This window comes from Salinigranum rubrum, assembly GCF_002906575.1.
GTDB lineage: Archaea > Halobacteriota > Halobacteria > Halobacteriales > Haloferacaceae > Salinigranum > Salinigranum rubrum.
The window spans coordinates 3,731,375-3,753,544 of sequence record NZ_CP026309.1 but is presented as its reverse complement, the minus strand read 5'-3'; the positions used below and the strand labels follow the sequence as shown (position 1 = coordinate 3,753,544).

Below are 22,170 nucleotides of genomic sequence, written 5' to 3'. Positions count from 1 at the left end.
GACAGCGTCGCCGGTCACCGACTGTCGGTCAGCGAGCGACTACGGCGTCGGCGACGGCCTACCGAGTCAGCGACGCGACCACGGCGGTCAGCGCCTCCTTGCTCTGAACGCCGACGGCCCGTTTCTGTGGCTCCCCGTCCCGGAAGAAGACGAGGTTCGGTACGCCCTGGACGCCGAACTGCGCGGCGAGTCCGCCGTGGCTGTCGACGTCGACCGTCGCGACGACCGCGTCCGTCTCCGCCGCGACCGCCTCGACGGTCGGTTCGAGCATCTTACACGGGCCACACCACTCCGCGTGGAAGTCGACGAGAACGACCCCGTCTCGGTCGACCACCTCCTCGAAGTGGTCGGCCGATTCGATCCGTATCGGTTCGTCTCTCGCGTCGGTCGCTGCGTTCGTCATGCACACGTCGTAGACGGTGTGTGGTCTTAACAGTTGTGTGTAGAACACACATTATAATCTGCCGCGGTCTCACTCGACACGCGAGCGTCGGCGCCGGGCGAACGCGAGGAAGGTGTCGAACACCCGCGTCGCCTGCGCTGTCTCCGCGTGGCGCTCGGGAGTGATGGTGGCGAGGACTCCGTCGACCGTCTCGTCCGTGAGCCAGCCACGCTTGTGCTCGGTGACCCACCGGGCGGTGTCGCGGTCGTACTCCGGGTGGAACTGGACGCCCCACGCGTTCTCGACGCGGAACCCCTGCAGCGCCCGGTCGGTCTCGGCGAGGGGTGTCGCCGCGGACGGGAGCGCGGTCACTTCGTCGGTGTGCGTCTCGAACGCGACGAACGACGGGCCGATACCGTCGAACAGCGGGTCGTCCTCGTCCGTTCGACGGACGGTCTCGTACCCGAGTTCGCCCCTCCCACCCATCGGGTCGACCTCCCCCCCGACCGCCTGCGCCAGCAGTTGGTGCCCCCAGCAGACGCCGAGAAGCGGCACCCCCGCGTCGACTGCCTCGCGGACCCACGCCTCCGTCCGCTCGATCCACGGTTCGTCGTCGTACACCGACGTCTGCGACCCGGAGACGACGACGGCGTCGAATCCGAACCCCGTGTCGACCCGGGGTGGAAACTCCCCCTCGCTCACCTTGTACGCCCGGACGTCGGCGTCGAGTTCACGCCTGAAATTCCGCTCGGCGGGCGTCTCACCCACCGACGCGTCGAGCAGCACGATGGTCGGGGCTGTCGCATTAGTCTTGTTCATATTGTGTACTACTCACAATAACAATAAAAGTCCAGCGGTCGTCCCGTCGGCTACCGGGAGAACTCGTTCACTTTCGGCCCGGTAGCCAAGACTCTTTAGCCGAGTACGAACAATGAGTGTGCGATGGCGCAGGCCCCGCAGAACCAGGAACTCACGGAGCGGTTCATCCAGTTCTACCGCAACTACTACCGCGACGAGATCGGTCGGCTCGCCCAGCGGTACCCCAACGAGCAGCGCTCGCTGTACGTCGACTACGACGACCTCTACACCTTCGACCCCGACCTCGCCGAGGACTACCTCGCCAAGCCCGACCAACTGCAGAAGTACGCCGAGGAGGCCCTCCGCCTCTACGACCTCCCGGTCGACGTGAGCCTCGGCCAGGCGCACGTCCGCCTCCAGAACATCCCCGAGTCGATCGACATCCGGAACATCCGGGTCCACGACGACCACATCGGGAAGCTGGTGTCCGTCCAGGGTATCGTCCGCAAGGCAACGGACGTCCGCCCCAAGATAACGGAAGCCGCCTTCGAGTGCCAGCGCTGTGGGACGATGACCTACATCCCCCAGCAGGACAGCGGCTTCCAGGAGCCTCACGAGTGTCAGGGCTGTGAACGACAGGGGCCGTTCCGGGTGAACTTCGACCAGTCGGAGTTCGTCGACTCACAGAAGATCCGTATCCAGGAGTCGCCCGAGGACCTGAGAGGCGGTGAGACGCCACAGAGCATCGACATCAACATCGAGGACGACATCACCGGGAAGGTGACGGCGGGCGACCACGTCACGCTCAACGGCGTGCTCCACATCGAACAGCAGACCTCGAACAACGAGAAGACGCCCATCTTCGACCTCTACATGGACGGCGTCTCCATCACCATCGAGGACGAGGAGTTCGAGGACATGGAGATCACCGACGAGGACAAGACGGAGATCATCGAGCTCTCGAACCACGACGACATCTACGACGAGATGGTCGCCTCCGTCGCCCCCTCCATCTACGGCTACGACCAGGAGAAGCTCTCGATGATCCTCCAGCTCTTCTCGGGCGTCACCAAACACCTCCCCGACGGCTCTCGTATCAGAGGTGACCTGCACATGCTCTTGATCGGGGACCCCGGGACCGGGAAGTGTGTCGGCGGGGACACTCGTGTAACGCTCGCGGATGGAACCGAGCGTCCGATCCGTGAACTCGTCGAGTCGAACCTCGACGACCCGAAACCGGTCGACGACGGTGTCTGGGACGAGGTCGACATCGCCGTCCCATCGATGCGACCGGACGGGACGTTCACCGAGCAACGCGCGACGAAGGTCTGGAAACGCGAAGCACCGGACGAGATGTACCGCATACGCACGGCCAGTGGAAACGAGATCGAGGTCACGCCGTCGCATCCACTCTTCACTCAAGCCGACGGTACACCTGTCGCTCGAACGGCTGACACGCTGACCGAAGGCGAGTTCATCGCGACACCTCGAACGGTCGCAGTGAAGGGGAACGATACGCTTGACGTCGATTATCGCCGCTCCCGGTCATACAACGCTGTCCACGTCGATCTCCCGGACGCGTGGACTCCGTCACTCGCACGGCTCGTCGGATACGTCATCGCGGAAGGGCACGTCGTCCTTCGAGACGACAACACTGGCGACGTCAGAGTCACGAACAACGACGAAGAGATACTCGAAGACGTGGCTGACGCGCTCGGTTCGCTCGGCCTCTCGTACACGGTCGAAGGACCACGAGCGGGTACGTCTGCGAAGCGGGTTCGATGTAACGCGGGCGAACTCGCCAGTTTCCTCGCAAACCTCGACCCGGCAATCCTCAAACGCTCTGTTGACCAGCGCGTTCCGGATTCGATTCGAAGCGCGACACTCAGGACGAAGCGCGAGTTCCTTCGGGCGTACGTCGACTCCGAGTGCCACGTGTCCACGACACAGCGTGAGGTCACTGTCGCATCGATGAGCCGTGAACTCCTCGAAGGGGTCAGGTCACTCCTCCTCTCGTTCGGTATCGTTTCGAGCCTCCAACCGCGGAAGAACGGCAGCTACCGCCTTCGAATCGGTGGCGAGGACTTCCAGCGGTACGTGGAGCACATCGGATTTGTCACCGAGCGAAAAAACCTCGCCTCGCGTTCGTTCGACGGACGGCCGTCGAACACGAACGTTGATGTCGTCCCCAACATCGGTGACCGATTACGTTCGATTCGAGAGACGCTTCACCTCTCACAGTCCCAGTGTGGCCTCTCCCGCTCGACGTACCAGCACTACGAGCGAGGCGACCGAAATCCGAGTCGAAATTCTCTCCAGGCAGTCGTCGATGCCTTCGAAGAGCGACTTCGGTGGCTTCGTGAGACGAAACTCCGAATCGAATCCGGAAACTGGAGCGACGTCAGCGCGGTTCGCGACGAACTGAACGTCTCACAGGCGGCCCTTTCGGAAGTGATGGGAGTCGAACAGACCGCTGTGAGCTACTACGAGCGCAACGATGTCGTCCCGGATGGAGGTCGCGTCGTAGCCGCTCGAGACAGGCTGCTCGAACGAATCGAGGACGCGCTCGCCGCAGGAGAACACGTCGAGCGACTTCGAACACTCGCCGAGAACGACCTCGCGTGGGACCGAATCGAGTCGATCGACGCTATCGCTCCAAGCGAGAAGTGGGTGTACGACCTCGAAGTCGCGGAGACACACACGTATCTCTCGAATAATATCGTCTCGCACAACTCTCAGATGCTCTCGTACGTCCGACACATCGCCCCACGCTCCGTCTACACCTCGGGGAAGGGTTCCAGCGCGGCCGGGCTGACGGCGGCGGCCGTGAGAGACGACTTCGGCGACGGCCAGCAGTGGACCCTGGAGGCGGGCGCGCTCGTCCTCGCGGACAAGGGCATCGCGGCGGTGGACGAACTCGACAAGATGCGCTCGGAGGACCGCTCGGCGATGCACGAAGCGCTGGAGCAGCAGTCGATCTCCATCTCGAAGGCCGGCATCAACGCCACGCTGAAATCCAGATGTTCGTTGCTCGGCGCAGCCAACCCGAAATACGGCAGGTTCGACCAGTACGAACCCATCGGCGAACAGATCGACCTCGAACCCGCGCTCATCTCGCGGTTCGACCTCATCTTCACGGTCACGGACCAGCCCGACCCCGAGAAGGACGGCGACCTCGCCGATCACATCCTGCAGACGAACTACGCGGGCGAACTGAACACCCAGCGGACGCGGATGACGAACTCGAACTTCACCCAGGAGGAGGTCGACGCCGCCACCGAGAAGGTAGAACCCGTCATCGACCCCGAACTCCTGCGGAAGTACATCGCCCACGCGAAGCGCAACTGCTTCCCGACGATGACCGACGAGGCACGGGCGGCCATCCGCGAGTTCTACGTCGACCTCCGGGCGAAGGGCGCCGACGAGGACGCCCCGGTCCCCGTCACGGCCCGGAAACTCGAAGCGCTCGTCCGCCTCGCCGAGGCCTCCGCCCGCGTCCGCCTCTCCGACACCGTCGAGGCCGAGGACGCCGAGCGCGTCATCCGCATCGTCCGCTCCTGCCTGGAGGCCATCGGGGTCGACCCCGAGACCGGGGAGTTCGACGCCGACGTCATCGAGACCGGGAGGTCGAAGACCCAGCGCGACCGCATCAAGAACCTCAAGGGGCTCATCTCGGAACTCGAAAGCGAGTACGAGGAGGGCGCGCCGCTCGACGAGGTGCTCGACCGCGCAGAGACCGACCTCGGTCTCGACCGCTCGAAGGCCGAGGACGAAATCGAGAAGCTCCGTCGCAAGGGCGAGGTGTACGAGCCGCAACAGAACCACTTGCGGACGACCTGACGACGGCTTTACAGCCACCGGCGGTGACGAAAGTGGCATGACCGCGTCGCCCTCCCGCCGACACGCGTTCGTCGCCGCCCTCCAGTGGGGACTGGTTCAGGCGTTCCTGCTCGACAGCCTCGGTCGCTTCCTCCGGAACTACTACCGGGCGACGACCGAGGCGTTCTTCGCTCCCGGGTGGGTGACCTCGATTCAGTTCGCCGCGCCGCTCGGCCTCCTCGTCGGCGGCTACGGCGGCTACCGGTGGATGACGAGCGGTCGCGGCTCGATTTCGCACGCGGCCCATCGGCGACGCGTCGTGTTCGTCGGCGCGCTCCTCGCTGGCTGGGCGCTCGCCATCGTCCCGACGCTCGCGTTCGACGTGGCGCTCGGCGACCGCCTCTTCACCGTCCCGTACTTCGCGCTCCCCAGTCTCGTCTCCGTGCTCGTGCTGGGGGGCGCGTACGCGCTCGCGTACCGTGTCGACCCCGGCTGGTACGCCCGACGGCGCAACCGGCTGCTCGGTGCCGTCCAGGGCGCGCTGTGTGGGCTCCTGGTCGGTCTCGCTGGTTTCGTCCTCTACGGGCAGTACCTCGCGGCGACGCGCGACACGTACGCCCTCGACGGCTCGCTCGGCACCGTGGTGAGCGTCGTCCTCGGTGCGGCCGCGGGAGTGGCCCTGGTCGACACCGACGAGCGCGGGGAACGCGCGGCGGAGTTCGTCACGGTCCTGTTGCTGAGCGGGCTCACCCTCCCGCTCCTCGCCGCGCTCGTCCTCGCCGCGCTGAACGCGGTGGGGCTCCTCGCGGGGTTCGGCACGCCGTACCTCTACCCGCTCTTGCCGCTCGTAGCGTCGTTCGGACTCTCCGTCTACGCGACGTACGGCGCCCGGACGCACCTGTCTCGTCGGCTCGTCGCCCGCGACTGACCTCGACCGAGCCGTCACCCTGTCACTCGTGACGTTCCACGGCGTGTCAGGGTACCGTTATGTCCGCGCGCGACCTCCTCTCCGGCATGAGTCTCAGTGCTCGCAACCGGCTGTCCGGAACCGTCCAGCGCGTCGAAACGAGCGGGTTGATGGCCGAAGTCGTCGTCGAACTCGACGGCGGGCAGACCGTGACGGCCATCATCACGAGCGGGTCCGCCGACCGCCTGGGCCTCGAAGCCGGCAGCGAGGTCGACGCGGTGGTCAAGGCGACCGAAGTGATGATCGACGCCCACTAAGTGGGGTGCATCCGTCCGCGGGTCACCCCGTCCGCGTCGTCCGCGTCGGACTCCGTCTCCTCCCGTTCAGCCACGGCGACGTCGCCGTCTCGTCCTCACGCCGAGACGACGACCGTCCCCGCTCGCTCGGCCACCTCGGTCAGCGCCCGTTCGGTGTACACCCTGAGGAGCTGTTCGCGGAACTCCGCCGACGCCTGGAGGTCCTCCATCGGGAGCCATTCGTCGTCGACACTCGCTCGCTGTGCGGCGTTCTCGACGGTGTCGGCGTCGAGTTCCTCCCCTTCGAGCGCCTCCTCGACCGGTTCGAGACGGACGCCGTGGTCGATGACGCCGTTCGCTCCGACCCGAGCGTCGCCGACGACGCCCCCGTCGTGAGAGAGCGCGACGGCGACGCCGACCATCGCGTACCCCGAGGACGGACTCGGCTTCTTCGCGTAGGCGCTGACGACGTCCGGCTGCGACGGGAGTTCGACGCCCGTGAGCAGTTCGTCCTCCGCGAGTGCGGTCTCGTACATCCCCAGGAAGAAGTCGTCGACGGGAATCGTTCGGGACCCGTCGGGTCCGTGAGCGACCATCGTCGCGTCGGCGGCGAGCATCGCACCGGGGAGGTCCGAGGCGGGGTCGGCGTGGGCGACGTTGCCGCCGACGGTCCCCCTGTTTCGGACCTGAACGTCGCCGATTTCGTGGACCGTCTCGGCGACGATGCTCGCGTGCTCCCGTACCACGTCGGAGTCGGCGACGTCGGCGTACGTCGTGAGCGCGCCGACCGAGACGGTGTCGCCGTCGGCGTCGATGCCGCGCATCGAGTCGATGTGGCCGATGTCGACGAGGTGGTCCGGGCTGGCGAGGCCGGACTTCATCGTCGGGAGCAGGCTGTGGCCGCCGGCGAGAATCTCGGCAGCGGGGTACTCGTCGAGCAGGTCCAGCGCCTCCTCGACCGTCGAGGCGCGGTGGTACTCGAACTCGTCGGGGTACATCACTCCTCACCCCCGTCGGTCGCCACCGTCGTCTCACTGGTCGCGCGCCACACCGTCTCCGCCTTCAGCGGCATGTCGATGTGGTCCACGTCGAACGGCTCCAGCGCGTCACAGACGGCGTTGACGACCGCCTGCGGCGCGGCGATGGTCCCCGCCTCCCCGACGCCTTTCACCCCGAGCGGGTTCACCGGGCTCGGCGTGACGGTCGAGTCGGTCTCCATCGACGGGATCTGGACGGCCTTGGGGACGGTGTAGTCCTGCATCGACCCCGTGAGCAACTGGCCGTTCGACTCGTACTCGGCGCCCTCGTAGAGCGCCTGCCCGACGCCCTGGGCGACGCCGCCGTGAATCTGGCCTTCCACGATCTTCGGGTTGATCTGGTTGCCGACGTCGTCGACCGCGACGTACCTCTCGAAGTCGATTTCGCCCGACGCGGGGTCGACCTCGACGACGGCCGCGTGGACGCCGAACGGGAAGACGAAGTTCTCCGGGTCGTAGAAGGAGGTGGCTTCGAGCCCGGGCTCCATCCCCTCGGGGAGGTCGTGCGCCAGGTACGACTGCTGGGCGACCGCCTGGATGTGGATGGAGCGGTCGGGCGCGCCCGTCACGCTGAACTCGCCGCGCTCGAACTCGACGTCCTCCGACGCGACTTCGAGTTGGTGGGCGGCGATCTCGCGGGACTTCTCGACGAGCTTCTCGGAGCTCTTGACGAGGGCACTCCCGCCGACAGCGGCGCTCCGACTGCCGTAGGTTCCCATCCCCTGCGGGATCTCGTCCGTGTCGCCCTCGACGACCTCGACGTCGTCGTAGTCGATGCCGAGTTCGTTGGCGACGATCTGGGCGAACGTCGTCTGGTGGCCCTGGCCGTGGCCGGACGTGCCGACGTACGCCGTCACCGTCCCCGAGGGGTGGAAGCGGACGAGCGAACTCTCCCAGAGGCCGGCCTGTGCACCGAGTTGTCCCGCGAGTTCGGAGGGGGCGAGGCCGCAGGCCTCGATGTACGCCGAGAAGCCGACGCCCAGATAGCGACCCTCTTCGCGGGCTTCGGCCTGGCGCTCGCGGAACTCCTCGTAGTCGAGCATCTCCAGCGCCCTGTCCAGGGGTTTCTCGTAATCGCCGCTGTCGTAGACGACGGCGACGGGCGTCTCGTGGGGGAACTCCCGGACGAAGTTCTGTCGCCTGAACTCGGCGGGGTCCTCCCCGAGTTCCCTCGCGGCGAGGGTGACGAGCCGCTCGACGACGAACGACGCCTCCGGGCGACCCGCGCCGCGGTAGGCGTCCACGGGCGGGACGTTCGTGAACGCCCCCTCGACGGCGCAGTGGATGGTCGGGATGTCGTACTGTCCCGACAGCAGTGTGCCGTAGAGGTAGGTCGGGACCGACGGCGCGAACGTCGAGAGGTACGCCCCGAGGTTCGCCTTCGTGTCCACGCGGAGCCCCTGGATGGTGCCGTCGTCGTCGACGGCGATTTCGGCGTGCGTCTGGTGACCCCGGCCCTGCGCGTCGGTGAGGTACGTCTCCGTCCGGGTCGCCTGCCACTTGACCGGCCGCTCGACTCGTTTGGCGGCGATGGCGACGAGCGCCTCGTCGGCGTAGTGGTGGATCTTCGATCCGAAGCCGCCCCCGACGTCCGGCGCGCGCACCCGAAGCTTGTGCTCGGGGTGGTCGATGACGCCCGACATGAGCAGGCGGTGGAGGTGGGGGTTCTGGGTGGTCATGTGGACCGCCAACTCGTTCTCGGAGGGGTTGTACTCCGCGACGGCCGCCCGCGGCTCCATCGCGTTCGGGATGAGGAGCTGGTTCTCCAGGTCCAGTCCGACGACGTGGTCGGCGTCCTCGAAGGCGGCGTCGGTCGCTTCCCGGTCTCCGATCTCCCAGTCGAACGCGACGTTACCCGCGGCGTCGTCGTGGAGGGCCGGCGCGTCGTCAGCGAGGGCGTCGGCGGGGTCGGTCACCGCGTCGAGGATGTCGTAGTCGACTTCGATCCGTCCCACCGCGTCGTGGGCGAGATACCGCTCCTCGGCGACGACGACGGCGAGCGCGTCACCTTGGTAGCGGACGCGCTCCGAGGCGAGAATCGGGTGGTCGACCTGCTTCAGCGTGTCGAGGAGCCACCCGACGGGGAGCTTTCCGGGAACGTCGAGGTCCTCGGCGGTGAAGACGTCGACGACGCCGTCCATCTCCTCGGCGGCGCTCGTGTCGATTCCCTCGATGGCGGCGTGGGCGTGTCGGCTCCGCTTGATGGCCACGTGGCACATCCGCGGGAGTTGGATGTCGTCGGTGTACTCCGCGTCGCCCGTCAGGAGCGCGGGGTCCTCGCGGCGCTCGATTGCCGACCCGAGGATGTCCGCGGCGTCGACTTCCGCCGCGTCTTTCGACTCGACGCCCATCGTCAGTCACCTCCCCCGTCCGCGGCGAGTTCCTGCTTCTGCGAGCGCATCGTCTCGGCCGCGTTCTCGACGGCGCGGACGATGTTCTGATAGCCCGTACACCGACAGAGGTTGCCTTCGAGGGCCTCGCGAATCTCCGCTTCGGAGGGGTCGGGGTTCTCTTCCAGCAACTGGAGTGACGTCATCATCATCCCGGGCGTGCAGTAGCCGCACTGCAGGCCGTGTTCCTCCTGAAAGCCCTGCTGGATGGGGTGAAACTCCCCGTCGTCGGCCAGCCCTTCGACGGTCGTGACCTCCGCGCCGTCGACTTGCACCGCCAAGAGCGTACAGGACTTGACCGCGTCGCCGTCGAGGTGGACCGTACAGGCACCGCACATGCTGCTCTCACAGCCGACGTTCGGTCCCGTGTACCCCATCTCGTCGCGCAGCGCGTGGATGAGAAGCGTCCGCGGTTCGACGCTCAGTTCGTGTTCGGTGCCGTTTACCGTGAGTGTGATGTCGTGTGTCATTCGAGCGGGTTCCGTCGTGTACCGCGTTCGTGGTCTCCGTCCCGGCCGCGTGTCCCCCGGTGCGATCCGTCCGTGACTGGCGCTCGACGGCGACGACCGCCTCGCTCCCGAGACGCGTCGACGACGACTGTCTCGGGTCGGTCGCACTGCCGAGGAACTGACGGCGAAGAGGGGAGTCGTCGGCGTCGACCGTCCCGGCTACGCGCATCGTCACGCCACCGCCGACACCGTGCCAGGCCGTCTCGTGGTCATCGTGCTCTCCCTCCACGAGCAATAATTAATTGTTACATAATAACTCTTTCCCGCACGTATGTAATCTAATTCGGTTATCGACCTCGGCGAACGTGCCCGCTCGTGCACTCTCGTGTGCGTCCGTCGCGCCCCGCTCGTGGACGAGACGTGGTCTCGAAGCTGAGCGCTTTAGTGGGCGCCCGCCGACGTACGGCGCATGGACCGCATCTCCGCGCTTCGCAACATCGAGGACGCGCTCCGGACGTTCGAGCGCGGCGAGGTCGACCTCGCCACGACGGAGCGACAGGTGGTGAACGTCCTGCGCACCTACGCGACCGACTTCGAGGGTGAGGACGAACTGGCCGCGTACCGCGCCGACGGCGACGAGCGGGCGGAGGGGCTGGTCGTCGTCGCCACGTCCCCCGAGGAGGCTGAGGCGCGCGTCAGGGACTTACTCGACGCGGACGACGACCTCCACGTCACCGTCGACCGCCTCGGCTGAACCGTTATCCGTCGTGATACTCACACCCCGAACGTTTTGACCCGCTCCCCACATTCGGCGTGCTGTGCTGCTCGTGGTGACCTACTCGCGCGCGGCCCGGACGTCGCTCCGCAACGTGTGTCGTACTCACGACGAGACCGTCGTCCGTCGGTTCGGTCGTGCGGCGCTCCTCGACGACACCCACCACGGCGCGTTCCTCGCGCTCCGACTCGTCGAGAAACACGGCGCGGACGTCCACGTCGAACTGACCCGCCCGCTGAACGAGTTCGCCGACGTGCCCGACGAGGTGCGCGCGGCCGCCCGAGCGTACGAGGATCGCGACTCGCCGAGCACGCCGTACCACGCGTTCGTCCGCGACACCGACCACCCGTCGCCGTCGACGCTCCGCGGGCGCCACCTGTGAGCTTCGTCCCGACGCGGATTCCCGCACCGCGCCGCCGACCGGGGGAAGTCGTCGTCTCGATCGATGGTGTCTCGTTCCGCGGCCGCGCGCTCGACCTCCGCGGCGCCGACCTCTCGCCCGAGGCGGTCGCGACTGCGGTCGAGGCGGCGGCGACGCCGGGAGCGTCCGTCCGTCGACGACCGCGGGTGCAGGTCGACTGTGAGCCTGCCCGCCCGGTCCACGCGCACGTGACCCGGATTCCGCCACCGCCCTCGTTCGACCTCTACGACGCGCTCGTCGCCGCTGCGCGCTCGAACGGCCACGTTCCGCCTTCGGTCCGCTCCCTGGAACGCGCCCGCACTGACCTCGCCGACCTCGCCGGTCCCGACTCGGTCGACCTGTCGTCGGCGAAGCGCCGTGTCGCCGACGCCGGCACCAGAGAGCGCCGACTCGACGAGCGCGTCGCGACCCTTCGGGGGCGGTTGGAGGCGCTCAGGGAGGTCGGCGCCGACACGACGGCGGTCGAGACGGAACTCGCTGACGCGGTCGGATCGCTCACCGAGGTCGAGACCGAGCGCATCGCCGCCGAACAGCGGCTTCGACAGGTCGAGCGCGTCGCGCGGTCCGCACGCGACCGGAGACAGCGACGCCTCCGTCTCACAGACCGCGTCGACAACCTCCGGCGTCGGGCCCGCCACGAACTCGTCTCAGAAGCGTTCGACGCGTTCGCCGATGCGCTCGGGTCGATTCCCGGCGACGTCGAGGTCGGACGCGACCCGGCCTCGTACGAGGGGGACCCGACGACCGCTGCGCTCGCCGTGGCCCACGTCGCCCGCGTCGACGCGCCGCTCGTCCTGTCGGTCGACCGCTTCGGGTCGCCCGGGGAGGCCGCCACCCGCCTCGACGTCCCCGTCATCCGGACGTGAGCACTCGCCGCGAGCGTCCACTGATTCATATACCGGGAGGCGGCCAGACGGCGTATGACGCATCCGTCGGACTCGGGGCACCCACGAGAACGTGCCCGCCCGACCCACCCAATCCGCCGGAACGACTACGACCACGACCACGACCGCGCTGTCGACAGCGAAGACGACTGTGCGCACGCGTCCGGTTCGACCCGGGCCGGTCCGCTCGTGGCCGAGTGGGAGTTCACACGCACGGACGACGCGACGCTCGTGACGGTCCACGTGACGAACACGCACGCCGCTCCCCGAACGGTCCGCCTCGAAAACCGTCTCGACGGACCGGCCCTCCCGCCGCGGCGTCGCGGCGTCGTCGAGGCGGGCTGGGACGAGGACGGGATGACGCGGCGCGTTCCCGGCGAGGAGCGAGTGTCGGTCGGTTACGCGTGTCACGCGCCGCCGAAGACCCCGCCGGTCGAGATACACGACGGGCCGGACGACGCGACGACCGACGAGACGCCGATGGCTCGGGCGCTCCGGTCGCTCGGCGACCACGCCCCGCCTCGATGCGTCGTCTCGCCCGACGTATCCACCGGTTCCGACCCCGCTCTCGCCCCCGGGTCACCCCGTGAATCCGCGTCGACACCTCCGGCCGAGCCAGCACCCGAGGACGACCAGTCGACCGAATCGGTGGGCGAGGACGACGACCACGCGACCGAGCCAGCGGACGACGACGGCGGCCACGCTGTCGCGGAAACGACGTTCGACACGGGCGGGGAGGAGTGTGGCCTCGTCCCTCCGACCGCTGGTCCGTCGTCGGAGGCCGTCCCCGTGACCGTCGCGGCGTGGTTCCGCGCCGTGGAGGCGCGACTCGCCGCCGCCGACCGACTCGCAGGCGACGTCGAGGAGGCGACGCCCGTCATCGCGTCGCTCGGTGGCCGTGCCGGCGTCGAGGTACTCGGGACGACGCTCGAAGCCGACGCGGCCGCGCTCGCTCGCGTCGCGGCCCGCGCGAGCGAACTCGCGGGCCGCGTCGACGGAGCGGACGTTCCCGACCTGGAGGGGCCGCGGTGATTCTCGCCGTCGCGGGCGGCAAAGGCGGCGTGGGCAAGTCGACCGTCGCCTACAACCTCGGCGCCGCACTCACCGACTCGGGTTCGTCTTCGGCGTCGTCGGCGCACCGAGCCGTCGTCGTCGACGCCGACCTGAGTATGGCGAACCTCCCCGTCGGACGCGGTCCGGACCTCCACGACGTCCTCGCCGGCCGCGCGTGCCCGCTCGAAGCGGTCCGCCACGGCGTCGTGTCGGTTCTCCCGTGCGGTCGCTCGCTCGCCGGCGCGCGGGCGGCCGACCTGCGGCGTCTCGCCGACACCGTCCGGGCGGTCGAGCGGGAGTACGGCGACGTCGTCGTCGACTGCCCCGCGGGCATGCGCTCCGACGCCGGCGTCCCGCTCGCCGTCGCCGACGCCTGTCTCCTCGTCTCCACTCCCGACCCGTTCGCGGTGGCCGACGTGGTCCGGACGCGCGAACTCGCGCGCGAACTCGACTGTGGCCTCGTCGGCGTGGTGCTCAACCGTGCCGACGACGTCCCCAAGCGGACCATCGAGACGTTCGAGCGACTCCTCGGCGCGCCGGTCACGTGCCTCCCGACGGACGCGGCGCTCGCGCGCTCGCTGGAGACGGGCCGTCCGCTCGGCGCAGACGACGCAGACCCCGCGACCGGTCGGCTCTCGCGACTCGCCGATACGGTCGACGCGGCGCGCCACTGAACCGAACGGGTCAGACGGTGCGTGAAACGACAACTGGAGCGTCGTCGGTTCCCTGCCGGTTCCCTCCGTCTCGTCTCACATCGGCTGGGACCCGCCGAACTGGATGGCGACGTACAGCAGGGTAAACAGCGTCGCGTTGTAGATGCCGTGGACCAGCGCCGGCACGACGAGGTTCTTCGAGTACTCGTAGACGGCGCCGAACACCAGGCTCGGGAAGAAGAGGACGACGATGGAGACGAGGCGGGCGCCGGCACCGCCCGAGAGCGCGACGAAGTGGATGGCGGCGAAGATGGCGCTGGCGATGACGATGCCCGGGACGGCGTCGAACGTCTCCCGCAGGCGGTTCTGGACCACCCCTCTGAACAGGAGTTCCTCGCCCGGACCGATGATGAGAAGCGAGGCGGGGATGAGGAGCAAGAGCACCTCGGGGTTCTCCGCGCCGAGTTCGGCGGCCTGGTTCGACCCGGCCTGGATACCCGCGGCGGTGACGACGATGGCGCCGGTGATGGCGACGCCGATGGCGGTGACGTAGCCGACGACGACCGCGCCGACCTCGGGCAGGGAGGGGACCCGAACGCCGAGGTAGTCGGCCGTGAGGCCGCGATACCGGAGATAGCCGAGGGCGACTCCGCCGAAGGCGACGCCCTGCAGGAGGACGAGCGAGGCGACGATGAACCCGAGCGGCGTGATCCGGACGCCGCTGGCCCGCACTGCCGTGATAGAGCCGAACACCAGCGCGGTCCCGGCGACGATTCCGACGATAGCGACGGCCACCGCAACGGCGACGGAACGCAACGGGGACGACGCCTCACCGAGGGAGACGGACATACCTCCCGTCCGGGCTCTGTGAACAAAACACGACTGGTCGCCGAACCACTCCGCCCCCGACCGAGTGCGAAACAGTCATACTGTCGACATCGAATGGGACGAACGAACCACTGGATGCCCCGCCAGCGAGTCACGTGCGCGCCTGAGCCCCGCTCTCTCCTCCGCAGTCACCGCCTTCTCGCTCGGCTCGACGGCCCCGGCCGGCCCGCCGCACGCGGCAAGCGGAGCGACCGGTCTCGCACGGTTTCGGGTCGCGGGAGGGTCGGTGGATGACCCGGACGCCGACGTTCGCCGTCCTCGCGTGCGTGCTGGTCGTTCTCGGGAGCTTCGGGGTCGGAGTCGGGGGTGTCAGCGGGGCGAACAACGCGACAGCGACGACGACCCGGACCGCGACAGCGACGCCGACTCGCTCGTCGACACCGACCGCGACCGCAACGTCGATGCCGACGCGGACTGAATCCCCGTCGTCGACTGCGACTCCGTCCCCGACTTCAGCCCCGACCCCGTCCTCGACGCCCACCTCGACGGCGACACCGACGCTGACGCCGACCGTATCGCCCACACCGACTGCATTACCGACGTCAGCGACGACACCCTCGACCGAGACGCCGACGCTCACCACGTCGTCGACGCCCACCACGTCGCCCTCGACCGAGACGCTACCGTCGAAACCGACCGCAACACCCACACGCACGTCTCCGGCTACGGCCACGCCCACACCGACCGCACCCGACGACGTCGTCACCGAGAACGGGGTCCTCACCTTCCGGGAGAACCGAACCGGCGTCGTGGCGCCCGGAGTCGAGGTCCGTGCGCCTGCGGTCACCGTCGACGGCGACGGGCGGCGGCTCTCGGGGTCGTGGGTGAGCGTCGGAACCGGCGTCGAGGCGACGAACGACTCGGTCGAGTCGCTCGCCGTCTCCGACCTCGCGCTCTCGCAGTGGCAGACCGGTATCGTCGTCGCCGACGCGAGCACGCTCCGCGTCGAGAACGCCACGGTCGGTGCGACGGCCCACAGCGTCGTGGCCGAGAACCTCTCGACGGCCACGGTCGAGGACGCGCGACTGTCCGCGTCGACCGGCGGCGCGTTCCACGACGTCGGGACCGTCCGGCTCCGGAACGTCGCGGGGGAAAACTCGTCTTCGACGAGGGAACGCGCGTCGCGGCGTCGAACGTCTCCTTCTCCCGAAAGGGGCCCGTCGACTTCACCGGACGGAACGTCACGCTCGACGGGGCCGTGAACGTCCCGCGGCCGCCGACGGACCACACGCGCGTCGGTCCGGCGCTCGTCGTCTCGAACGCGGGTACGAACGCGACTGTGACCGTCGAACTCCCCGCCAGAGCGCCACCGGGGACGCCGAACGAGACGCTCTCGGTCTGGCGGTACGACGGGAACTGGTCCGAACTCCCGACGACGCGACCCGACGGCCGTCTCGCCGTGACGCTCTCGCCCGACGACGCGGTGACCGTCGTCGCGCTCGGTGCGACCGAACCGCGACTCGTGACCGCCCGGTCGGCGGACGCGCTGTCGTCGACCGTCGGGAACGAGACGACCCTGAACGTCACGGTCCGCAACACCGGCACCGAGGCGTTCCCCCTCGCGAACGTGACCGTCCGCGGGCCGAACGCGAGTCAGTTCTCGGTCGTCGACGGCGGCCTCGGGTCGTCGACGCCGGAGCAGACCGCGACAGCGACGCCACAGCCCACGCCCACGTCGACCGCGACGGCGTCGAAGCGAGCGTCCGGGTCGGCCGCGTCGAAGGAGACGTCACAGCCGTCGGGAGCCACTCGTCCGACACGAATCGCGCCGGGAGCGTCACGCCGCGCCACCGTCGCGTTCGCCCCCGAATCGCCGGGTATCGCGCACGCGACGCTGGTGTTCGACCGGGCGAACCACACCGACGCCGTGACCGTCGACCTCGTCGGCACCGCGGCGACTCCCGGCACGTCCGTTCACGTCGTCGACGGGACCGACACCGACACCGACGACGCCTGCGAGGTCGACGACGGCGACGACGTCGTCATCGACGAGTACGGCCGACGCGTCCTCCGCGTCTCGGACAACCTCTCCTGCGTGCTGGACCCGCGAGAGCGAGACTCGGACGAGTCGCGGGAGGAGCCGTCGAAGCCGCCCACGACGGCGGCCCCACCGGCTGTCGGCGTCCCGACCGTGACGACCCCCGCGAACGAGACGACGACACCCACGCCGACGGCGGTCACACCCACGCGGACGACGTCAACACCCGCGTCGACCACGACGCCTCCCGAACGCTCCCCCGCCGGGGAGTCGGGAACCCCAGCGTCGACACCATCGACTCCCGGGGCGAGTCCCCGACCGCTCACCGACGCGCGTCCGCCGACCGTGACTGCGGACGGGTCGAAGAGTCCGGCCACGACACCGGTCACGACGCCTGGGTTCGGCGCCCTTTCGGCGGTCGCCGCGGTCGCAGCGTTGACGCTGGCCGCGCGTCGAGCGCGCCGTCGTCTGCCGTGACCGTCACTCGCCGCGACCGTGGAGTTCGTACGCGAACACGCCCAGCAGCGTCCGGCCGTCTCTAACACTCCCGTCGAGCGCCTGCGCGAGGAGGTCGTCGTAGGGTGCCGTCGAGACGCGGATGCTCTCGTTGAAATCGAGCTCTTGCTCGCCCGTCGGCGTGCAGTCGCGGGCGACGAAGTAGTGGTGGACGGCGTTGGCGACGCCGTTTATCGGCTCGGAACTGAGGAGCGGTTCGACCGTGCCGGCCTCGTACCCGGTCTCTTCGGTCAGTTCGCGGCGGGCCGCGTCGGCGAGGTCGTCGTCGTCCGGTTCCGTGGTTCCGGCGGGGAGGCCACGACTCACCCGTCCGACCGCCTGCCGCCACTCCTCGATGACGACGAGTTCCTCACCCTCCTCGCGCTCTTTTTCTCTCCCTGCGACGAACGGGAGGACGACCACCGCGGGCGGTTCGTCGACGTAGTGGTAGTCCGTCTCGGTGCCGTCAGGGAGGCGGACGTCGTCGCGGCGAACGTCGAAGCCCGGACAGGAGTAGTCGATGGCCGAGTCCAGAAGCTCCCACGCGAGGCCGTCAGTGTCGGGCGTCCCCGTCCCGCCGTCCTTGCTCTCGCGGTCCATACTCGGTGGGGGGAAGGCGTCGGCAAAGGCGTGTTCATCCGGGGTCGCGTGGGAGCGTCAGCCCCGACTCCATCGACCCGCGGCCCACGTCCGCAGGTGAACGCCGCCGCCGGCCAGACCGAGGAGGAGGGCGAGGAGCGTCGTCGCGACGTGGAGTTCGGAGATCCAGAACGGGATGGGGACGCTCGTCCGGATGATCTGGAGGAGGGAGGTGAGCACCGGTATCTCGCCCTCCGTGGAGGTGTCGCCGGGAGTCCCGTACAGCCGGGCACCGACGGTCTCGCCCTCGGGGAGGCGCTCGGCCTCGTAGGGGATGAGCGGCGTCCGGTAGCTCCACACCGTCTCGCCCGACTCGTTCACCTCGACGATCCGCTGGTTCGCGGAGTCGGTGACGAGCGTGTTGCCGTTGGGGAGGCGGTCGGCGTCGCGCGGCCACGAGAACGTCACGCCCTCGGCCTGTCGGAGGACCCACGCCTCCTCCCACTCGCCCGACTCGGTACGGTGAAGTTCGACGATCCGGTTGTTCTCCGAGTCCGCGACGAGGACGGCGCCCTCGCCGAGCCACTGCGGGTTGTGCTGGTGGTCTAAGAGGTCGGGGTCGCCACAGCGGACGTCGTCGTCGCCGTCGGTGTCCTGAAGCTGGTCGAACTGGGTGCAGTCGTCGTCGTCACTTCGCTCTCTGTCCTCGTTGATTACTTCCACCACGCCAGCGCCGCGCTCGACGACGACGAGTTGGTTCGCGTTGCGGACCGATACCAGAAACCGGTCGTCTCCCAGGTAATCGACGTCGTTGATGTGGAGCCAGTCGCGCCGGGTGGGGTCGTCGGGCGCGTCGTAGAAGCCGCTCGCGCGCCACTCCCACGTCTCCTCGCCGGCCTCGTTGACGGTGAATATCCGCTCGTGCTCCATGTCGCTCATGACGAGTTCGCCCGAGGGGAGCGGCTCGACGTCGTGAACCTCGCTGTTCACCCTCGTTCGGACGGGGAAGGAGTACTCCGATTCGACCGTCGGTTCGGCACCCGAGGGGTCGATGACGCGGTAGCCGGTGTGGGTACACGGCGACTCGTAGGGGCCGCAGTCGGTGTAGCCCGAGTGCATGAACCCCGCGAGGACGCGCTCCTCGGAGACGTACGTCACGTCGAAGTACGAGTCGGCCGACCCCTCCCGCCACACTATCTCTGATCCCGAGAGCAAGTAGACGCTGCCGTCCTCGTGGAGGCCGGGGCCGCCGCCCTGTGAGCCGACGAGCGTCCGCGACGGGCCGTCGCTTTCCGAGGCGGTGTCGGTGGCCCCGATGGTCGGGGCCGTCACGGCGCTCGCGCCCAGTGGGACGACGAGGACGACGCAGGCCGCGAGAAGGAGGAGGTTGGCCGTTCGGGTCGAGCGGGTCATCTCGTATCACGCCCTCTGTGTATCGAGTTGTAAGCCTTCTCATCCCACGCGAGGGGTTGCTCCGCTCGGAACTGACGCGCCGTACCATCCGTGATTCTCTAGTCTCGAACGCAGCCTTCGTGTTCTCGTTCCCATTACGAGCTATGATAGTCGAAGGCTAACAGTATTGTGGGAGGAGTCTGTACCGGGCCCATGGACGCGAACCAGGCCGACGAAAACCTCCTCCTCGGGTTGTACCGACGGTACGTCGGGCCGCCGGAGGCCGAACGAACCGTCTACGGGGGTTCGGACTGTTCTTCGGTGGCATCGCCCTGGCGCTCATCGGGATCGTGGTCTTTCTCGCGAGCGCGACGGTGCCGCCGGACGACCTCTTCCGGTACACGCTGCGCGAACTCGCCGGTGCCGCCGGCGCCGTCGGGTTGCCGGCGCTGTTGCTCGGTGTGACCGTACTCCTCCCGGTCGACCGCAAGGCGCTCTACGCCGCGGCGGCCGGCACCGCGGTCTGTCTCGTCGGCGTCGGCCTCTTCTCGGCCTCGTACCCGTACGCCTGGAACGTCGTCGGCTCCGACCGGAGCGGACAGGTCGTCGCCGTCTACGCGCTCGGCATCGTCGTCGTCATCGGCGCGACGGGCGCCGCGCTGGTCGGCCACCACGTCCACCGAGCCTCGAAGACGGAACGCATCGTCGAGCGCGAGGTCGTCGAGTCCGGCGGTGAGAGCGTGGCCGAGACCGTCACGGACGAACAGGTCCGGCGCGACATCGACGAGGCGATGGCCGACTCCGAACTGTCGTGGGGCGGCGTCGACAAGATGAAGACGAAGCGACTGAAGCTGAACACCGACGCCTTCGACGACATCGACAGTTCGAACGTCGCGGAGGTCGAGGCGAAGACCGTCCGCAGTTCGGGGAGGAACGTCGACGACGCGGTCAACGCGATGAAGGGGCTCCGTGGCGGCGAGACGAAGGAGGAACGCAGCACCCAGACGACCGACGACCAGACGGCCGCGCTCCGCGCGCTCCGTGAGAAGCAGGCTGCCGAGGAGATTGCGACCGACGGCGAGGGCGTCGTCGACCGACTGCGGAACATCTTCTCCTGACTCTCTCGGTCGAACGCGGTCCGTCACCTCTTCGAGCTCTCGATTCTGAATACGACTTCTCGCCCGGCGAACGCTCGACATCTCGACACCCCTTCTGTACCCGTGTTTCGAGAACGCGCTTTTAAATAGGTTTTATACGTGATTTATGAGGGCGATGCCGTCAGACGTTTTCACAGGTGATATCCAGGGGGAATCATTTATCACGATCCTTGAACGTGTCGAACTATGGCAAAGGGCCTTGACGTCGGCACGATGAACATCATCTCCGGCCAGCAGGAAGAGGCGGAGACGGTGTTCGTTCAGCAGCGCAACTCCTTCGTGGAGATCGAGTACAGCGACATGGCGGACCAGATGCTCTCGCGGAGTGACGTACTCCACATCCGCAAGGGCGACCAGGTGTACGTCGTCGGCGACGACGCGCTGAACTTCGCGAACATCTTCAACCGCGAGACGCGGCGCCCGATGAGCCAGGGCATCCTCTCGTCGGACGAGTCATCGGCGATTCCGATGATCAAGCTCATCACCGAACAGGTGGTCGGCGAACCCGCCTACGACGGCGAGCGCCTGTTCTTCTCGTCGCCCGCGGACCCCATCGACTCGAAGCTCAACACGCTGTACCACGAGAAGACGCTCGAATCGATGCTCGGCGACATCGGATACGACCCCGAACCGATCAACGAGGGGATGGCGGTCATCTACTCGGAACTCGCCGATCACAACTTCACCGGCCTCGGCGTCTCGTTCGGTGCGGGCATGACGAACGTCTGCCTCGCGTACTACGCCGTTCCGGTGATGAAGTTCTCCATCGCCCGCGGCGGTGATTGGATCGACGAACAGACCGCCCACGCCACCGGAACGCCGGTCGACAAGGTCACCTCCATCAAGGAGGACGGCTTCGAACTCGACTTCACGACCGACGTCGGCGGCGTCGAGGGCGCGCTCGCCATCTACTACGAGAACCTCCTCGACTACGTCATCAAGAACATCTCGCGGGAGGTCGACGAGGAGGACGTCGAGGAAGGCCTCGACGTTCCCGTGGTCGTCACCGGCGGCACGTCCTCGCCGGACGGGTTCGAGAAACTCTTCGAGGACCACCTCCGCGACGCGCCCATCCCGTTCTCCATCAGCGACGTTCGGACGCCCGAGGAGCCGCTCTACAGCGTCGCGCGCGGTTCACTCGTCGCCGCCCGTTCCGAGGAGGAACAGCAGACGGCGGCCGCCCCGAGCGAAGACTGAGACGGTCGGTTGTCCTGTGTTCCGGTCGTCGCCGCCTCGGGATGGCGACAGCCGAACGACCGACAACGGGCCGTATCAGCCCCTCGACTCACTTCCTCGATTCTTTCGACGCTTCAGGCCGGAGCGGCGGCGCTCACTCGGACGCTCCCGACCCCGACTCCGCACGGCGCACCGCGGGCGTTCCGTCGAACGTCACCGGTGTCGGCGCCTCCCGTTCCGCGTCCGTCTCCCCGGTGCCGCCGTTCGCTTCCGCTCCGTCCCCGCCGCCGTAGAACCGTTCGAGCGCCTCGGTCCACGTCTCGACGCGCCGACGGGGTGTGGAGTCGCCCCAGTCGGCCGCACGCACGGGAACGGTCAGGTCCTCGTCGGTCGTCTCCGTCCCGTAGAAGCGCCTGAGCGCCTCGCTCCACGACTCGACGCGTGCCCGTGCGCCGCGGTGTTCCGCCTCGATGCCGACGTGTCCACACCGCTCGCAGACGGGTGCCTCGCGGTCGCCGAGGCGGTACGTTGCGAGCGGCGCTCCACACTCGGGGCAGTCCATACGGGCCGTTCGCCACGCGGACACATATAAACTGCCGCCCGTCGGCGGTCGCTCTCCAGACGGGTCGTCGCCGGCGTGG

General features: G+C 68.2%; 22 protein-coding genes. 12 read left to right on the top strand and 10 right to left on the bottom strand.

The features are described 5' to 3' along the window. Positions 1-58 precede the first annotated feature (58 nt). Positions 59-403, bottom strand: coding sequence for a thioredoxin family protein (locus C2R22_RS18435; protein WP_103427064.1), 345 nt, complete (start codon positions 401-403; stop codon positions 59-61). Positions 404-472: 69 nt separating this feature from the next. Next, entirely contained in the window at positions 473-1,201 is a 729-nt protein-coding gene (locus C2R22_RS18430) for a type 1 glutamine amidotransferase (RefSeq protein ID WP_103427063.1), read from the bottom strand. Between the two features lie 123 nt (positions 1,202-1,324). Here C2R22_RS18430 and C2R22_RS18425 point away from each other — a divergent pair, with 123 nt between their 5' ends. The 3 genes from C2R22_RS18425 (at position 1,325) to C2R22_RS18415 (ending at position 6,223) form a co-directional block, all read left to right on the top strand. Next, the gene (locus tag C2R22_RS18425) at positions 1,325-5,020 is read left to right on the top strand and encodes an LAGLIDADG family homing endonuclease (RefSeq protein WP_103427062.1); all 3,696 of its coding nucleotides are present in this window, start codon (positions 1,325-1,327) and stop codon (positions 5,018-5,020) included. A gap of 37 nt (positions 5,021-5,057) precedes the next feature. Further along, positions 5,058-5,927, top strand: a complete 870-nt coding sequence (locus C2R22_RS18420) for a hypothetical protein (protein ID WP_103427061.1) — start codon at positions 5,058-5,060, stop codon at positions 5,925-5,927. Positions 5,928-6,013: 86 nt separating this feature from the next. Then, entirely contained in the window at positions 6,014-6,223 is a 210-nt protein-coding gene (locus C2R22_RS18415; RefSeq protein WP_103427745.1) for a TOBE domain-containing protein, read from the top strand. Between the two features lie 95 nt (positions 6,224-6,318). Here the strand turns inward: C2R22_RS18415 and C2R22_RS18410 are convergent, their stop codons facing one another. Genes C2R22_RS18410 through C2R22_RS18400 form a run of 3 tightly spaced genes read right to left on the bottom strand, consistent with a single transcriptional unit; the run spans position 6,319 to position 10,099 of the window. Further along, positions 6,319-7,200 (bottom strand): FAD binding domain-containing protein, encoded by an 882-nt coding sequence (locus C2R22_RS18410; RefSeq protein WP_103427060.1) that lies wholly within the window; start codon positions 7,198-7,200, stop codon positions 6,319-6,321. Then, the gene (locus tag C2R22_RS18405) at positions 7,200-9,590 is read right to left on the bottom strand and encodes a xanthine dehydrogenase family protein molybdopterin-binding subunit (protein WP_103427059.1); all 2,391 of its coding nucleotides are present in this window, start codon (positions 9,588-9,590) and stop codon (positions 7,200-7,202) included. The genes C2R22_RS18410 and C2R22_RS18405 overlap by 1 nt, the downstream gene beginning before the upstream one ends. Before the next feature lie 2 nt (positions 9,591-9,592). Further along, complete coding sequence (locus tag C2R22_RS18400) at positions 9,593-10,099, bottom strand: (2Fe-2S)-binding protein (protein WP_103427058.1); 507 nt, start codon at positions 10,097-10,099, stop codon at positions 9,593-9,595. Between the two features lie 448 nt (positions 10,100-10,547). Here C2R22_RS18400 and C2R22_RS18395 point away from each other — a divergent pair, with 448 nt between their 5' ends. The 5 genes from C2R22_RS18395 (at position 10,548) to C2R22_RS18375 (ending at position 13,885) form a co-directional block, all read left to right on the top strand. Then, complete coding sequence (locus C2R22_RS18395) at positions 10,548-10,832, top strand: DUF7854 family protein (protein WP_103427057.1); 285 nt, start codon at positions 10,548-10,550, stop codon at positions 10,830-10,832. A gap of 64 nt (positions 10,833-10,896) precedes the next feature. After that, positions 10,897-11,235 (top strand): DUF7855 family protein, encoded by a 339-nt coding sequence (locus C2R22_RS18390; protein ID WP_103427056.1) that lies wholly within the window; start codon positions 10,897-10,899, stop codon positions 11,233-11,235. After that, positions 11,232-12,140, top strand: a complete 909-nt coding sequence (locus tag C2R22_RS18385; protein ID WP_103427055.1) for a DUF7856 family protein — start codon at positions 11,232-11,234, stop codon at positions 12,138-12,140. Before C2R22_RS18390 ends, C2R22_RS18385 begins: the two co-directional genes overlap by 4 nt. A 54-nt stretch (positions 12,141-12,194) precedes the next feature. Further along, the gene (locus tag C2R22_RS18380; protein ID WP_103427054.1) at positions 12,195-13,190 is read left to right on the top strand and encodes a DUF7857 domain-containing protein; all 996 of its coding nucleotides are present in this window, start codon (positions 12,195-12,197) and stop codon (positions 13,188-13,190) included. Then, positions 13,187-13,885 (top strand): MinD/ParA family ATP-binding protein, encoded by a 699-nt coding sequence (locus C2R22_RS18375; protein ID WP_103427053.1) that lies wholly within the window; start codon positions 13,187-13,189, stop codon positions 13,883-13,885. The genes C2R22_RS18380 and C2R22_RS18375 overlap by 4 nt, the downstream gene beginning before the upstream one ends. A 75-nt stretch (positions 13,886-13,960) precedes the next feature. On the opposite strand, the gene C2R22_RS18370 is transcribed toward C2R22_RS18375, so the two are convergent. Together C2R22_RS18370 and C2R22_RS18365 are read right to left on the bottom strand one after the other, a co-directional pair. Continuing rightward, positions 13,961-14,713, bottom strand: coding sequence for a CPBP family intramembrane glutamic endopeptidase (locus C2R22_RS18370; protein ID WP_103427052.1), 753 nt, complete (start codon positions 14,711-14,713; stop codon positions 13,961-13,963). A gap of 130 nt (positions 14,714-14,843) precedes the next feature. Continuing rightward, positions 14,844-15,401 (bottom strand): hypothetical protein, encoded by a 558-nt coding sequence (locus tag C2R22_RS18365; protein WP_162562566.1) that lies wholly within the window; start codon positions 15,399-15,401, stop codon positions 14,844-14,846. 100 nt (positions 15,402-15,501) lie between these two features. On the opposite strand from C2R22_RS18365, the gene C2R22_RS18360 reads away from it, so the two are divergent. Continuing rightward, positions 15,502-15,954, top strand: a complete 453-nt coding sequence (locus C2R22_RS18360; RefSeq protein WP_103427050.1) for a hypothetical protein — start codon at positions 15,502-15,504, stop codon at positions 15,952-15,954. Then, positions 15,951-17,207 (top strand): hypothetical protein, encoded by a 1,257-nt coding sequence (locus C2R22_RS18355; RefSeq protein WP_103427049.1) that lies wholly within the window; start codon positions 15,951-15,953, stop codon positions 17,205-17,207. The genes C2R22_RS18360 and C2R22_RS18355 overlap by 4 nt, the downstream gene beginning before the upstream one ends. A 3-nt stretch (positions 17,208-17,210) precedes the next feature. Here the strand turns inward: C2R22_RS18355 and C2R22_RS18350 are convergent, their stop codons facing one another. Together C2R22_RS18350 and C2R22_RS18345 are read right to left on the bottom strand one after the other, a co-directional pair. Continuing rightward, the gene (locus tag C2R22_RS18350; protein WP_103427048.1) at positions 17,211-17,825 is read right to left on the bottom strand and encodes an NUDIX hydrolase; all 615 of its coding nucleotides are present in this window, start codon (positions 17,823-17,825) and stop codon (positions 17,211-17,213) included. Positions 17,826-17,882: 57 nt separating this feature from the next. Then, positions 17,883-19,217: an aryl-sulfate sulfotransferase gene (locus C2R22_RS18345; protein WP_103427047.1), complete on the bottom strand. Its 1,335-nt coding sequence runs from the start codon at positions 19,215-19,217 to the stop codon at positions 17,883-17,885. A 179-nt stretch (positions 19,218-19,396) separates the two neighbouring features. On the opposite strand from C2R22_RS18345, the gene C2R22_RS18340 reads away from it, so the two are divergent. Together C2R22_RS18340 and C2R22_RS18335 are read left to right on the top strand one after the other, a co-directional pair. Beyond that, positions 19,397-20,314 (top strand): DUF7139 domain-containing protein, encoded by a 918-nt coding sequence (locus C2R22_RS18340; RefSeq protein WP_449329045.1) that lies wholly within the window; start codon positions 19,397-19,399, stop codon positions 20,312-20,314. Between the two features lie 225 nt (positions 20,315-20,539). Then, a complete protein-coding gene (locus C2R22_RS18335) occupies positions 20,540-21,550 on the top strand; it encodes a cell division protein FtsA (protein WP_103427046.1) in 1,011 nt (336 codons plus the stop codon). A gap of 133 nt (positions 21,551-21,683) precedes the next feature. On the opposite strand, the gene C2R22_RS18330 is transcribed toward C2R22_RS18335, so the two are convergent. Next, positions 21,684-22,091 (bottom strand): hypothetical protein, encoded by a 408-nt coding sequence (locus tag C2R22_RS18330; RefSeq protein ID WP_103427045.1) that lies wholly within the window; start codon positions 22,089-22,091, stop codon positions 21,684-21,686. Positions 22,092-22,170: the final 79 nt, after the last annotated feature.